The 14,281-nt window shown below is 44.5% G+C and carries 11 protein-coding genes; 8 read left to right on the top strand and 3 right to left on the bottom strand.

All coding sequences use genetic code 11. The features are described from left to right. Positions 1 to 99 precede the first annotated feature (99 nt). Positions 100 to 468: an HTH domain-containing protein gene (locus BO225_RS07435; RefSeq protein ID WP_076340407.1), complete on the bottom strand. Its 369-nt coding sequence runs from the start codon at positions 466 to 468 to the stop codon at positions 100 to 102. 194 nt (positions 469 to 662) lie between these two features. Here BO225_RS07435 and BO225_RS07430 point away from each other — a divergent pair, with 194 nt between their 5' ends. After that, positions 663 to 1,220: a PDDEXK nuclease domain-containing protein gene (locus BO225_RS07430; protein ID WP_076341625.1), complete on the top strand. Its 558-nt coding sequence runs from the start codon at positions 663 to 665 to the stop codon at positions 1,218 to 1,220. A gap of 115 nt (positions 1,221 to 1,335) precedes the next feature. On the opposite strand, the gene BO225_RS07425 is transcribed toward BO225_RS07430, so the two are convergent. After that, positions 1,336 to 3,969 carry a calcium-translocating P-type ATPase, PMCA-type gene (locus BO225_RS07425; protein WP_076341624.1) on the bottom strand — a complete coding sequence of 878 codons (2,634 nt, stop codon included), beginning with the start codon at positions 3,967 to 3,969 and terminating at the stop codon, positions 1,336 to 1,338. A 108-nt stretch (positions 3,970 to 4,077) separates the two neighbouring features. On the opposite strand from BO225_RS07425, the gene BO225_RS07420 reads away from it, so the two are divergent. Next, positions 4,078 to 5,436 (top strand): MATE family efflux transporter, encoded by a 1,359-nt coding sequence (locus BO225_RS07420; RefSeq protein ID WP_076341623.1) that lies wholly within the window; start codon positions 4,078 to 4,080, stop codon positions 5,434 to 5,436. Then, complete coding sequence (locus tag BO225_RS07415; RefSeq protein ID WP_076341622.1) at positions 5,423 to 5,974, top strand: manganese efflux pump MntP; 552 nt, start codon at positions 5,423 to 5,425, stop codon at positions 5,972 to 5,974. The genes BO225_RS07420 and BO225_RS07415 overlap by 14 nt, the downstream gene beginning before the upstream one ends. Here BO225_RS07415 and BO225_RS07410 read toward each other — a convergent pair. Next, positions 5,945 to 6,850, bottom strand: coding sequence for a MurR/RpiR family transcriptional regulator (locus BO225_RS07410; RefSeq protein WP_076341621.1), 906 nt, complete (start codon positions 6,848 to 6,850; stop codon positions 5,945 to 5,947). The two genes, BO225_RS07415 and BO225_RS07410, sit on opposite strands and share 30 nt — an antisense overlap. A gap of 146 nt (positions 6,851 to 6,996) precedes the next feature. Between BO225_RS07410 and BO225_RS07405 the strand changes: the two genes are divergently transcribed. From BO225_RS07405 to BO225_RS12370, 5 genes are all read left to right on the top strand, one after another. Next, positions 6,997 to 8,187 carry an MFS transporter gene (locus BO225_RS07405; protein WP_076341620.1) on the top strand — a complete coding sequence of 397 codons (1,191 nt, stop codon included), beginning with the start codon at positions 6,997 to 6,999 and terminating at the stop codon, positions 8,185 to 8,187. A gap of 91 nt (positions 8,188 to 8,278) precedes the next feature. After that, positions 8,279 to 11,191: an acyl-CoA dehydratase activase-related protein gene (locus BO225_RS07400; RefSeq protein WP_076341619.1), complete on the top strand. Its 2,913-nt coding sequence runs from the start codon at positions 8,279 to 8,281 to the stop codon at positions 11,189 to 11,191. Next, the gene (locus BO225_RS12865) at positions 11,184 to 12,446 is read left to right on the top strand and encodes a 2-hydroxyacyl-CoA dehydratase (protein ID WP_076341618.1); all 1,263 of its coding nucleotides are present in this window, start codon (positions 11,184 to 11,186) and stop codon (positions 12,444 to 12,446) included. Before BO225_RS07400 ends, BO225_RS12865 begins: the two co-directional genes overlap by 8 nt. A 93-nt stretch (positions 12,447 to 12,539) precedes the next feature. Beyond that, positions 12,540 to 13,694 carry a DUF349 domain-containing protein gene (locus BO225_RS07390; protein ID WP_076341617.1) on the top strand — a complete coding sequence of 385 codons (1,155 nt, stop codon included), beginning with the start codon at positions 12,540 to 12,542 and terminating at the stop codon, positions 13,692 to 13,694. Positions 13,695 to 13,820: 126 nt separating this feature from the next. After that, complete coding sequence (locus BO225_RS12370; protein ID WP_158023810.1) at positions 13,821 to 13,994, top strand: transposase; 174 nt, start codon at positions 13,821 to 13,823, stop codon at positions 13,992 to 13,994. Positions 13,995 to 14,281 lie beyond the last annotated feature (287 nt).

The following is a 14,281-nucleotide window of genomic DNA, read 5'->3' as shown; positions in this document are numbered from 1 at the left end:
CGGTTTGATTCAGTTCGCACAGCTGCTTGATAGAGAACGTGTTTTCCGGATCCTGAGCAATTTCATAGATGAGTTCGAATTTTTCGGATGGGCGGTTCATCAGAAGTCCTTCGATTTTGGCGAGCTGCCCAGAGCTATAATTTTTTTTAATGTTTCCAGCTCTTTGCGCAAGGCTTTTACTTCGGATTTCAAATGTTTGACTTCGGAATCTTCTGTTGATTTTTTTACTTCCGAATCCTTTTTCATCACGAGAAAAGCCGTATTTGCCATTCGTCTTTCTCCGACAACGAGAGGGTCATAGCCAGCTTCTATGAAGATTTCTTTTGGAGAAAATCCCTGAAGGTATTTTTCCAGAAACAGTTCTTTGAATTCGTCGGTGAATTTCAAAGTCTTGGGTGATACGTATTTGGTATAAGCATTCGATTTGAGCTGCTTGATCTGTTCTTCAGTGAAATAGTTTCTATTCATATGTTGTGATCTCCTTAGGAAGTCTGTCCAGAATAGTATCTCACTGAATCGCTTCAAGTGTAAGGTGGAAATAGAAAATGTCTACAAAACGCGAACATATTAATTTCAAGTGCGTTTTATCGGGACTTACTAATTAAGTGCCCAATGCTTTTTCTTCTACTAAAAACCGTGTCCACTTTTATGGGTATAGTTTAATGAAAGTCTTAACAGCAGACTATCAAAAAAACAAACTGGAGTTCATCAAAAATCCTGTTATTGCTGAGTTTTTAGGATATACAAACAATACCGATTTCTCAGAATCGGATCTAGAAAAAAGCATCATTACAAATTTGCAGAAATTTTTGATGGAACTTGGAAAGGGATATGCGTTTGTTGCTCGACAGCAGCATATCCATACGGACAAACAGGACTATTATATTGATTTAGTTTTCTACAATTACATTTTGAAATGCTTTGTGTTGATCGATCTGAAAACAAGTCAGGTTACTCATCAGGACGTAGGACAGATGGATATGTATGTCCGTATGTACGATGAATTGAAACGGACAAAAGGAGACAATCCCACGATCGGTATCATTCTTTGTTCAGATACGGATGAAGACATTGCCCGGTATTCAATCCTAAAGGGAAATGAACAGTTATTCGCCAGCAAATACAAATTGTATCTGCCAACAGAAGAAGAATTAAGAAATGAAATTGAGACCCAGAAAATGATGTTTTATCGGCAATACGATCTAGGAGATAAAGAGTGAATACCGAATGTAGACAGAGCATCGATGTATTTTAGCATCCGCGTCTTGAAGAAAAAAGAACTATAAATGACAAAAAAGCAATCCCGAGCAGGATTGCTTTTTATTGGAAATGGATCTATTTGTTGTATTCTTTCGCTTCGGCATGTTTGATCAAGCCGAACGCTTTGGAAAGTTCCATCACGACAAGAGGCACAAAAGCCAGTGCTAAAGCGATAAAGAAATCGTTCCAAGGTAAGATCTCCAAATTGAATGGGATATTGAGTGGAGTAAAGATAATCAGCATCACTAAGAAAAGCGAGAGCAGAGCGGCCCCGTTGAGACGTTTGTTTCCAAATGGTCCAATCTTGAATAAAGAATGTTCGCTACGCATATTGAAGGCTTGTACGATTTGGGAAAGAGCTAAGGTAATGAAACACATCGTTTCCGCGCCACGAAGCGTATCCGTCGTCTTTAAACCGATCCAGAACGAGAGAAGCGCTAAACCACCAAACATGATCCCTTGCAAAATGATCCGCACACCAAATCCATGCGCGAAGATTCCTTCGTTTTTTGGCTTTGGTTTTTGATCCATCACATCTTTTTCTACGGGCTCCATCCCTAAGGCGATCGCAGGAAGCGAATCCGTGACGAGGTTGATCCATAAAAGCTGCATCGAAGCTAAAGGAGACTCGTGGAAGAGAAGCATCGCCATAAAGACCGTTACGACTTCTCCAATATTTGTTCCAAGCAAGTAACCGATGACCTTTTTGATGTTGGCGTAAATACCACGGCCTTCTTTGACTGCGTAAACGATGGTGGCAAAGTTGTCATCCATCAAGACCATATCGCTTGCCCCTTTGGCAACCTCCGTACCTGTGATCCCCATCGCGCAGCCAATGTCGGCTGCTTTTAGCGCTGGCGCGTCATTAACACCATCCCCCGTCATAGCGACAACTTGATTTTTTCGCTGCCAGCCTTTGACGATCCGGATCTTGTTTTCTGGCGAAACACGTGCATAGACAGAAATTTGATCGATCTTGCCATCCAGCTCTGAATCGCTCATATCATCGAGTTCGACCCCAGTGATCGCAAGATCGCCTGGATTCAAGATTCCAAGCTCTTTCGCGATCGCGGAAGCCGTGATCACATGATCGCCCGTGATCATGATCGGACGAATGCCAGCCTTTTTACAAAGAGCAACCGCTTCTTTGGCTTCTGGTCTGGCCGGATCGATCATCGCCACGAGTCCTTTTAAATGCAGATCGTGCTCGATGCTTTCACTATTGATCTGATCAGGCAAAGCATCGATCTCTTTAGAAGCGATCGCCAAGACGCGAAGCGCGTTTTTCGACATTTGCTCATTGAGCGCTTTCGCTTTTTCTACATCCCCTGAAGCAAGGCGAGGAATCAAAGAATCAAGAGCGCCTTTTGTGATCACGACAAGCTTGTCATCCATTTTGTTGATCGTGCTCATGAGCTTGCGATCCGAATCAAATGGAACTTCACCAAGACGAGGATATTTTTTGTTGAGCTCTTCTTTTGTCATTCCATTTTTGCGTGCCGCGGAAATGATCGAAGTTTCGGTCGGGTCGCCGATCGAAGTTTCTTTCCCATCCACAAAGACGATCGAACCATCGGAGCAAAGCGTGCCTAGCTTCAAGAGCTCTTTGATCTCTTTTGGATCGTCGGTCGTGATATCTACGATGTCTTGGTCGCCATCAACCCATGCTTTGACAAGCGTCATTTTGTTTTGGGTCAAGGTTCCTGTTTTATCCGAGCAAATGACCGAAGCCGAACCTAAAGTCTCAACAGCAGGCAAATTCCGAATGATCGCTTGTTTTTTGGCGAGCTTTGTTACGCCGATCGAAAGAACGACCGTAACGATCGCCGGAAGGCCTTCTGGTATGGCCGCGACAGCTAATGAGATCGAAGTCAAGAACAGCTCCATTGGCTGCTGACCATTGAGCAAGCCAACCACAAAGATGATTGCGCAGCACGCCAGAGCCAAAATACCAAGATATTTACCAAGCTGCGCTAATTTTAATTGCAGCGGGGTTTGCGCGTTATCCGCTTCGTTGAGCAAATTGGCGATCTTGCCCATCTCGGTATCCATGCCGGTGGCTGTCACGATCGCCAAGCCAGTTCCATATGTGATCGAACAGCCTGAATAGACCATGTCGATCCGATCCCCTAAAGGCGCGTTTTTCTTGACGATCGCTTCGGCGTCTTTTTCGCTTGGAACAGACTCTCCAGTAAGAGCCGACTCTTCGCTTTTTAATGAAACGCTTCGAATCAAGCGGGCATCGGCTGGAACGACATCTCCGGCCTCTAGCCGGATCAGATCTCCAGGAACAAGATCCTCCGCATTAATGAGTTCCTCTTTGCCATTGCGGATGACGCGCGCTTGCAGCGTCGTCATCTTTTTGAGGGCATTCAAGGCGTTTTCGGCTTTATTTTCTTGAAGAACCCCAATGATCGCGTTCAAGATGACGATCACTAAAATCAAAATCGGTTCAAAAAAGCTTTTAGGATCATTTTCAATAATGGCTAGAATGAACGAAATGACAGCCGCTACTAACAAAATCAAGATCATTGGATCTTTAAGCTGATCAAGAAAGCGCTGAAAATTTGATTTCTTCTTCGCTTCCTTCAGCTTATTGAGCCCGTACTGTTGAAGTCTTTTTTCAACTTGCTCGCTAGTTAAACCGTCACGGAAGCTGACATCGAGTTCTTTGAGTACGACATCTATAGGTTGGTGATAATATTGCACAAGAATCCTCCTTTAAAACCTCTTAAATTATACGGAATCCTTCGTTTTTCTTCACTTTGAATACCCTATAAAAAGAATTATAATAAATACATTATGGAGGGAATGTAGATGGAAAAGACATTAGACATGACCACTGGAAAAATACCAAGCATGCTTCTTCGCTTTGCTTGGCCTGTTTTTTTATCCTCGCTATTTCAACAAATGTATATCGTGATCGATACGCTGATCGTCTCAAGATTTTTGGGCGATGGAGCGCTAGCCGCGCTAAGCAATTGTGAAAATATCGCGTGGCTGATCACTTCATTCATGTTTGGGATCGGCATGGGCGCTAGCGTTTTGATCGGACAAGCATTTGGCGCTCGAAACTGGGAACGCCTTCAAATCTTGGAAGGAAACGCTTATGCGATGTGTTGGATCGTAAGCTTCGTGTTTATCGGGCTCGCCCCATTGATCTGCAAACCGATCTTGATATGGATGCAGACGCCTCAAGATGTCTTTGACCAATCGTATTCCTATTTAAGCTTGTATATCGCAGGTGCTGGGGGTATCCTCTTGTTCAATATGGGAAGCGCCATCTATCAGGCGATAGGCGACGCGAAAACACCTTTGTATTATTTGATCCTTTCTTCTTTCATCAACATCGCGCTCGATCTCACTTTTATTCTCGTGTTTCATACCGATGTTTGGGGCGCGGCCCTTGCGACAGTAATTGCAGAATGGCTGACAGGAATTGGACTGATGCTCCAGCTTCTGAACTCGAAAGCCAAATGGAGGCTGGAACGCTCTAAGGTCCGACTTCAAAAAGAAGTGATCGATGATATCCTGAAGATCGGATTTCCTGGAGCGATCGAATCTTCCGCTGTATCGTTTGCCAATACGATCGTGCAAGGTTTTATTAATACATTCGGTTCGATCGCGATGGCGGCAACTGGCGCTTTTGCTTCGATCGAAGGATTCAGCTTTTTGCCGATCACCGCCTTTTGCCAAGCGGTGGGAACTTTTACAGCCCAAAATGTGGGCGCTATGCAAAAGAAGAGAACGATGGAAGGGTGTCGATTTGGCTTGCTCATGATGGGGATTTCTTCCTTTGTCTTAGGAATGCTGCTTTTATGGAACAGCGAGTCTTTGATGCAGATTTTTTCGAGCGATCCGCAAACGATCTCGTATGGGCTTTTGCGCGCGAAGATCACGCTTTGGTTTTATCCGTTCTGTGGGCTGACCCATTGTCTGGCTGCAATCTTTCGTGGTGCCGGGAAACCGATGATCTCGATGCTTGGCTATGTGCTCAATTGGGGCCTTCTTAGAGTGATCATCTTGCTTTTTGTATTGCCGCATTATCATGTATATTCTTTTTTATGTTGGGTTTATCCAATCACGTGGCTTGGAAGCAGCCTATTCTTGTCGTGGAACTACATGAAACTTGATTGGTTCCCGGAAAAAAAGGAGATCTATCTTGAGTTGGATTGAATTGTTTTTGATCGCCCTTTCGCTTTCGATGGACGCTTTTGCGGTATCGATCGCGAAAGGCTTGTCATTAAAAAAAGTCACCTGGAAACAGATGACATGGTTTGGCGCGTGGTTCGGGATCTTTCAAGGCTTGATGCCGTTTCTTGGATATTGTTTCGCCCAGCTGGCAAGTGGCTGGCTGGAACAATTCGATCACTGGATCGCCTTTATTTTGTTGTCGATGATCGGTGGCAAAATGATCTGGGATTCCTTTCATGAAGAAGAGTCGATCGATCCTGAGATCGGGTGGAAATCAATGCTCGTCTTAGCGATCGCCACGAGCATCGACGCGTTAGCCGTAGGGGTGAGCTTCGCGTTTATGAGCGTGTCTATTTTTCCTGCCATTACGATGATCGGAGCGGTGACTTTCGCTTTCTCGGCGATTGGCACGAAGATCGGCAGCTTGTTTGGCGCCAAATATCATTCGAAGGCAACCCTATGCGGAAGCATCGTGCTTGTTTTGATCGGTTTAAAAATCTTGATCGAAGGAATTGTCTAGATCCTCGATAATGATCGAAGAACTCGCTTTGCGGTTGACTTCGATCTTTTTTGCGTGCTCGATCTTGTAGCGGAGGTTCTTTTCATAATCATGCGCGAAAATGAGCGAATATAAAACATTGAGAATGAAATTATTCGCTACATCGAGTGTAAACCAAGAAATCTTGGAATATTGTTTTTCTCGCGTGCAGATGCGCAATGTATAGTCGCACAGCTTGGATAAAGAATTATCCCCAAGAGATGTGATCGCGATCACCGGGACACGCTGTTGTTTGCATTCTTGCGCGATCTGTAAAAATTTGGAAGTTTCTCCTGTATACGATAAAATGATCAAACAGGAGTCTTTTTCGTATAAGGTGCCATTATAAGCGCCTTCGCCATTCGGGGATTGAAAGAAGGCGTGATAACCGATGCGGCCCATTTTGATCACAAATTCTTCCGCTTGATAGACGGTGTTGTTCATGCCCATGATATTGATCGTGCGCGCATCCATGAGAATATCGACAACTTGCTCGAGTTCGTCTTGATCGATTAAGCTTAAGGTGTCGTCGATCGCTTCTTTTTCCAACGTGGCGATCTTATGTACGATCGAAGTCGGCGAATCGCTTTCTTGAAAAGGAAGATTGGCATCCACATGAGCAAAATGAGACTGCAAGTATTTTTGTTCCTCCAAAAAATCATGTTTGAGCTCTTCCCATCCAGTGTATCCAAGCTTATGAGCGATCCGGATCAATGTCGCGCTCGAAGTATATGTCGCTTTCGCGATCATTCTCACGGTCATATCTTTGATTTCTAGGCCTTGTTTTAAAATATAGTCCGCCACTGCTCTTTGCGAGGCGGAGAAGTCTTCCTTCTTTAACTTTTCTTGGATCAGCATAGTTAAATTGTACCATGGGAAACTCTGTTTCGCTAGAAAGGAACGAACGATTCCCACCTGTGAAACAGAGTATCAACTAGATCCTCCGCCCTTTTGTTTTCTGAAAAAAAGACTAAGATAGGGAATAGTTAGAAGGAGGGAATACGATGCGATCATTACAAAATCGGTATAGCGCGTTTCATGTTGCCTATTGGGCGAATGTGTTCTCGTTGATTGGATGCGCGGCCATCCTTTTAAAATTCAAAGGCTTGAGCACGAGCGAAGTAGGGCTTGTGACAGGAGCATCTTCCCTTGCGACCATTTTTTTATCTCCTGCTTTTTCCACACTTGCATCCAAGATCAAAGCGATGTCGATCCAGCAGATCTTGATGACGATGTTCGTGATCATTGGTGCTGGATTTGGTCTATTATTATGGATGCCTCTTCCTAAATGGATGATCATGCTGATCTATTTGCTTTTGTATGCGATGAATATTTCGATGGTCCCATTGATCTCGACGATCGCTATGCAGTATATCGAACATGGAAAATCCGTCAACTTTGGATTGTCCAGGGGACTTGGTTCGATTTCTTATGCGATCAGCGCTGTCGTGATCGGAAACTTATTGACATTTTTTGACCCTCGGATCTTAATTGCCGCTTATGCGATCACGGGTGTATTGGCGCTAGCTTTTCTAGCGAGCATGCCTGCTTGCTATATGGAGGGGAAAGAAAAAAAGGAAAGCGGTTCGAAGACTTCGATCTTCAAATATAAAAAACTGCTCTGGATCTTGTTCGCGTTCATGTTGATGTTCGCCGCCTCCTCAGCGCTTGCTACGTATTTGATCGACATTGTCGAGTACCATGGAGGAAATGCTTCTTTATTTGGGATGGCGACTTTTGTGATGGCGGCAAGCGAACTACCGATCATGAGTATCGCGCCGCGTTTGAAAAGACGATTCGGCTCCCAGAAGCTGCTTTTAACGGCAGCCGCTTTTTATGGAGTGCGAAACGGTTTGATCGCTCTAGCGCCAAATCTAGGCTTTGTATTGCTGGGCATGGTGTTTCAAGGCTGTTCGTATGGTCTCTTTACACCGATCATCACCTATTATGTTGCCGAGCATTTAGAAAAAGAGGATCAGATCATGGGCCAGACACTCATAGGAGTCATGACTTCGGGCCTTGGAGCGGCGATCGGCAATTTCAGCTGTGGCTTTATCCAAGAGAATTATGGAATGTCGATGATGCTTGGGTTAGCGTTGATCTTCACATTTTCGGGAATCCTTTTTGCTTTCCTTGTGAACCGTTCTTCAAAATCAAAACAAAAACAGCTTGTTTTAGAAGTGAATTGCGAATGACCGAGAAATCGGTCTTTTTTTCTGAGTTGTAACTTGACAAAGATTGGGTATATAATGAGCTATATTTTTTTTGATTTAGAAGGAGAGATCTATGTTAAGAATTGGCATGGATATAGGTTCGACAACGTTAAAAAGCGTCGTCTTAGATGAAGAAGGTACGATTCTTTATCAACAATATGAACGCCATTATGCACAAATTACGGATAAAGTGATAGAAATGTTAAAACACATCCGTTCGATGTTTTCAAAAAATACGATCCATTTTTGTATTTCGGGGTCTGCCGGAATGGGCTTGGCTAATGAGCTGCATATTCCTTTTGCCCAAGAAGTGTATGCCACAAGAGCGGCGATCAAGGCGCTTCTTCCTGAAACGGATGTCGTGATCGAGCTAGGTGGCGAGGATGCGAAGATCCTTTTTCTTTCAGGCATGATGGATGTTTGCATGAATGGAAGCTGCGCAGGAGGAACGGGCGCGTTCATCGATCAAATGGCGACACTTTTAGGCATCAGCCAAAAGGAAATGAACGCCTTGGCAAGCGATCATAAAAAGATCTACAGCATCGCTTCCCGGTGTGGTGTTTTCGCTAAATCCGATATACAGCCCCTATTGAATCAAGGGGCGTGCAAAGAAGATATTTCCGCTTCGATCTTTCAAGCGGTTGTCAATCAAACGATCGCAGGCTTGGCGCATGGACGCAAGATCGATGGAAATATCGTTTATTTAGGCGGACCTCTCACATTTTTTTCGGAACTAAGAGCGGCGTTCGACAAAACCTTGCATAAGCAAGGGATCTGTCCGCCCTACTCGTTATATTATGTAGCCTATGGCGCCGCGCTTTTATCGAAACAAGAAAGCTTTTCGTTCGATGTGTTATTGAAGATGCTTGGCGATTATCGAGCGAGCGATCAATACGCTTCTTGTCCTCCATTGTTCAAGAGCCAAAAGGAATATCAAGATTTTACTTCTCGTCATCCTAAGGAAAGCCAGATCATCAAAAAACGTTCAAACGAACCTGTACGATTGAGCGTAGGAATCGACGCGGGAAGCACGACACTAAAAGCCGTGGCGATCGACGAGAATAAAGAAATCGTTTTTTCGGATTATATGTCCAATGCCGGGAATCCTGTCCCGCTAGTCAAAGCGTTCTTAGAAGACCTGTACGCTCATTTTCCAAATGGAAAGGTGATTGGAAGCGCCACGACGGGGTATGGCGAGGAGATCATTCAACACGCGTTCCATGCCGACCATGGAATCGTGGAAACGATCGCCCACTATACGGCCGCGAAACAATACGATCCAAACGTGGATTTCATCATCGATATTGGCGGACAAGATATCAAGTGCTTTCAGATCCGCAACCAGGCGATCGACAGTATTTACTTAAATGAGGCTTGTTCTTCGGGGTGTGGCTCGTTTTTGCAAACCTTTGCCCAAGCTTTAGGGTATTCGATCGAGGAATTTTCTCAAAAGGGCTTGTTCGCTCCTAGACCTGTCGATCTAGGTTCCCGCTGTACTGTATTTATGAATTCATCTGTCAAGCAAGCGCAAAAAGATGGAGCGACCATCGAAAATATCGCGGCCGGTTTATCGATCAGCGTCGTAAAAAACGCGCTTTATAAAGTGATCCGGATCAAAGATAAGCAAGAACTCGGCACCCACATCATTACCCAAGGGGGAACGTTTTTAAATGATTCTGTATTGAGAGCCTTTGAGCAAGAGCTCGGCCATCCAGTCATTCGGCCCGCTCGATCGGGATTGATGGGCGCCTATGGGGCGGCCCTTTACGCTTTAGAAAATCGTTGCGAAAAAAGCGTATTGATGAATGCTCGAGAATTAGAACGCTTCAAACATCAAGTGCAAGCGATCACCTGCCAAGGATGCACGAATCATTGTCGTCTAACGATCAACACGTTCGAGAATGGGGAGCGTTATATTGCAGGCAACCAATGTGAAAAGCCGTTAGGAACATCAAAAACCAAAGCGCCGATCTCGATCTATACGTTTAAAAAAGAGCTTCTTTCCAAGTATGTGTCGTTTGAAGGAGAAAAAGAGCGTATTGGATTGATGCTTGGCTTGAATATGTATGAGCTTCTTCCGTTTTGGTATACGTTATTCAAGGAATTAGGCTTTGGCATCGAGATCTCGCCGCCTTCAAGCAAAGCGATCTATCATAAGGGGCAAGGGACGATCCCAAGTGATACAGTATGCTATCCGGCAAAATTGATGCATGGCCATTTGATGGCGCTCAAGGAAAAGGGAATCAAGACGATCTTCCATCCTTGTCTTTCATACAATGTGGATGAGCATCGATCGAACGATCACTATAATTGTCCGATCGTGGCTTATTATCCCGAAGTGCTCAAGACCACGCTCGATGAAGATGTGCGCTTCCTATATCCTTATTTTGGTTTGCATCGTCCAAAGGATTTTGAAAAGCATTTTTATGAGTTTTTGATGAACACCTGGTCATATCCGTTTTCAAAAAAGGAAGTGGCGGAAGCAGTCAATAAAGCGTATCGAGAATATGCTCGGCATATGGAATCGATCCGAGATCAAGGGGATCGATATTATCGCTATGCGTGCGAACACGGCTTGCCTGTATTGATTTTGTGCGGTAGACCTTATCATCTTGATGAAGAGATCAATCACGGAATCGATAAGTTTATCGCTTCGCAAGGGATCGTTCTACTTTCGGAGGATAGTGTCGCGCATATGAGCCAAAAGGCGGATACGGATATTTTGAATCAATGGACGTATCATGCCCGCATGTATTCGGCTGCTGATTTCGCCTGTCATGCCACGTATCCCAACATTGAAGTCGTGCAGCTCGTTTCATTTGGGTGCGGATTGGACGCGATCACAAGCGATGAGATGCGCGCCATCTTGGAGACGCATGGAAAACTCTATACCCAGCTCAAGATCGATGAAGTCAGCAATCTAGGAGCGATCAAGATCCGCCTTCGTTCTTTATTCGCGACAAAAAGGAGAAAAATGTATGACTGAACGAGTTCCGCTTCATCTTTTTACGAAAGAGATGAAGGAAACCCACACCCTTTTATTCCCCAACATGCTTCCGCTCCATTTTCAGCTCGTCCAAAATGTGCTTAAAGGAAGCGGTTATAAAGTCGAGCTTCTTCATAATGAAGGCGCTCATTTGATCGAAGAGGGACTTCGCTATGTCCATAATGATACTTGTTATCCGGCTTTGATCACGATCGGACAAATGATCGACGCTTTAAAGAGCGGTGGCTACGATCTAGAGCATGTGGCCTTGATCATGACGCAAACGGGTGGAGGATGTCGGGCGAGCAATTATATTTATCTATTGCGAAAAGCTTTAAAAGATGCAGGAATGGAGCAAGTACCTGTCATTTCGGTATCGTTAGGAAAAATGGAAAATCATCCTGGATTCAAGCTGACATTTCCAATGCTTAGAAGGCTTTTGGCGGCTTTAGCCTATGGGGATGCGTTGATGCTTTTGAGCAACCAGACACGCCCCTATGAAAAGGAGAAAGGGCAAACGGATCAGCTTGTCGATGATTGGGTGCAAACGATCAGCGAACTTTTTCAAAACAATACGGGATTCTCGCTAAATCAAGTGCGCCAAAATTATTCGAAGATCGTCTGTGACTTTTCTAGGATCCCTTTAAAGAAAACGCCAAAGGTGAAGGTCGGGATCGTGGGGGAAATCTTCGTGAAATATTCACCTCTTGCCAACAACCATTTGCAGGACTTTTTAGAACAGGAAGCATGCGAGGTGATGGTTCCTGGGATCATGCAGTTCATGCTCTATGCGATCGATATGCCTATGGAGGATGTTCGTCTATATGGCGGAAGCAAGTTTGCCAAGCAAGCTTCGATGCTTATTTATACCTATTTATCAAAATTCGAAGCGGCTTTGATCGATGCGGTAAAGACAAAATCGGATTTTACGGCGCCCGCTTCCTATAGCGCGCTCAAAGAAAAGGCGAGACAGTTGATCGGGATCGGCTGCAAGATGGGCGAGGGGTGGCTTTTAACGGCTGAAATGGTCGAGCTTGTCGAATCAGGTTATGAAAACATCGTGTGCACGCAGCCCTTTGGATGCCTGCCTAATCATATCGCGGGGAAAGGAATGATTTCTTCGATCCGGAACGCGTACCCGAAAGCGAATATCGTGGCGATCGATTATGATCCTGGGGCCACAAAAGTCAACCAAGAGAATCGAATCAAGTTGATGCTGGCGATCGGAAAAGAAAATATTTTTGGAAATTTGTAGAAAAAATCCGATTTTCCCTTTTTTATTTCGTTAAAGACGTGTAAAATATTGAATTAGATAGTAAATGTATAGTAGTAGTGAGTGAGGAAACCTATGGCACAGATGAATGATGAAATGTACGAAGTTGAAGACATGGATGCGGATATTTCGCTCAAGGAGGAATTGGTCGAAGAAGCTAAAAACTTTGAAGAGTCTTCCAATTGGAACGAGACGCAGCGTGATCTCAACAATTTGAAAAGAAGATGGAGAAGAATCCATTATTGGGAGTCTGATTATGAAGACAAGCTAAGAGATGAATTCGAAGCGGCTCTCGATACAATCTACGCCAAGAGAAATGAGATCTACAAAGAAGCGCAGGCGAAAAAAGAAGCGCTCGTAAAACGGGCCGAGGAATTGGCTCAAACGGATAACTTGAACAAAGCGAGCAAAGAAGTCGCGGATCTGATGGAGCAATGGAAGCAAGCGGGTCACGCGGGCCGTGATATGGACGACGCGCTTTGGGAAAAATTCCAGGCGGCTCGTGATATCTTCTATCAAAGAAAGCACGAGGCGTGGGAAGAGATGCATGCTCGTTTTGACGAAGCGAAGGCTGAAAAAGAAGTGTTGATCGAAAAAGCGAAGCAGCTTCAAGATTCTACCGAATGGCAAAAGACAAGCCAAGCGATGAAAGAACTGATGGATGCTTGGAAGGAAGTCGGTCATGCCGGCAACAAAGTGGACGATGCTTTATGGCACGAATTCAACGATGCCCGTCAAGCGTTCTATACACGCCGAAACGAACATTATGATGAATTGGCACGTACCCGTCAAGAAAACTATGAAAAGAAGATGGCTCTTGTCGAACAAGCACGCGCTGTCGCGAATTCGCAAGAATATACACGTGAGAACACGGAATTCATGAAACAGCTTTCCAACGATTGGAAAAAAATCGGATTCGCGGGCCGTGAACACGATGATAAAGTGTGGGCGGATTTCAGAGCGGCCAATGATGTTTATTTCGATGGCCTCAAAAAGGCGAGCGAACAACGCCAGCAAGATTGGAAAGAGCGTATGATGGAGGCGAGAAACAAAAAGGTCGAACTCGTCAACAATCAAAAACGTCAAATCGAGCGTCTTCAAAATGATATGTTTGGACTGGTCAGCGAAGCGACGATGGCCGATATTCAAGCGGAGATCGAAGACAAAGAAGATTTTATCGATGAACTCGAACAGCAGATCGCGGACATCGATGCCCGTTTAGAAAACTAAAAGTCGATTTACTCGACTCAGACTGTTGACAAATGGAATGTCAGCAGTCTTTTTCTTTTTGATAAATTATTATAGGTAGCATTTATATATTTAATTTTCGATTATTCCTTTCACTTTCAGCCCGAAATGGTCATGATCGATCTCGATACGCTCGTTCCTGGCGATCATCTCGTCCGCAAGCTTCAAAAGGCGATCGACTGGAAACGTATCCAGGAACTTGCTCTTCCTCTCTATTCTCATCTCGGAAGAAGTGGGATCAGTCCGGTCGTCCTCTTCAAGCTGGTACTATGTCAAGTTTGAGGACAATCTAAATTTCTGTTTTTGACAAATCCGAAAAAATTTGTTCCGCTTTCCATTGACTACGGGCCCCATCCCTAAGAACCCATTTCTTGTTGCTTTTCAAACTCCCAGCTTTTGCTGCAGCTTGAAAAGCCCCAAGCTTATCTTAGGGATCCCCATTGTCAATGACGCTTCTCAATTTTTTTCTAAACGCATCTTTTTCAATATCTTGTAATTTTTCTCGTATTCCATCGGGGATTCGTATCCGCAATGGGAATGGATCCGGATCGTATTGTAGAATCCTTCTA

It is taken from the genome of Dubosiella newyorkensis, from assembly GCF_001945605.1.
GTDB classification, from domain to species: domain Bacteria; phylum Bacillota_I; class Bacilli_A; order Erysipelotrichales; family Erysipelotrichaceae; genus Dubosiella; species Dubosiella newyorkensis.
Note: the sequence above shows the minus strand (reverse complement) of the source record. Positions and strands in the feature narration are given on the sequence as shown.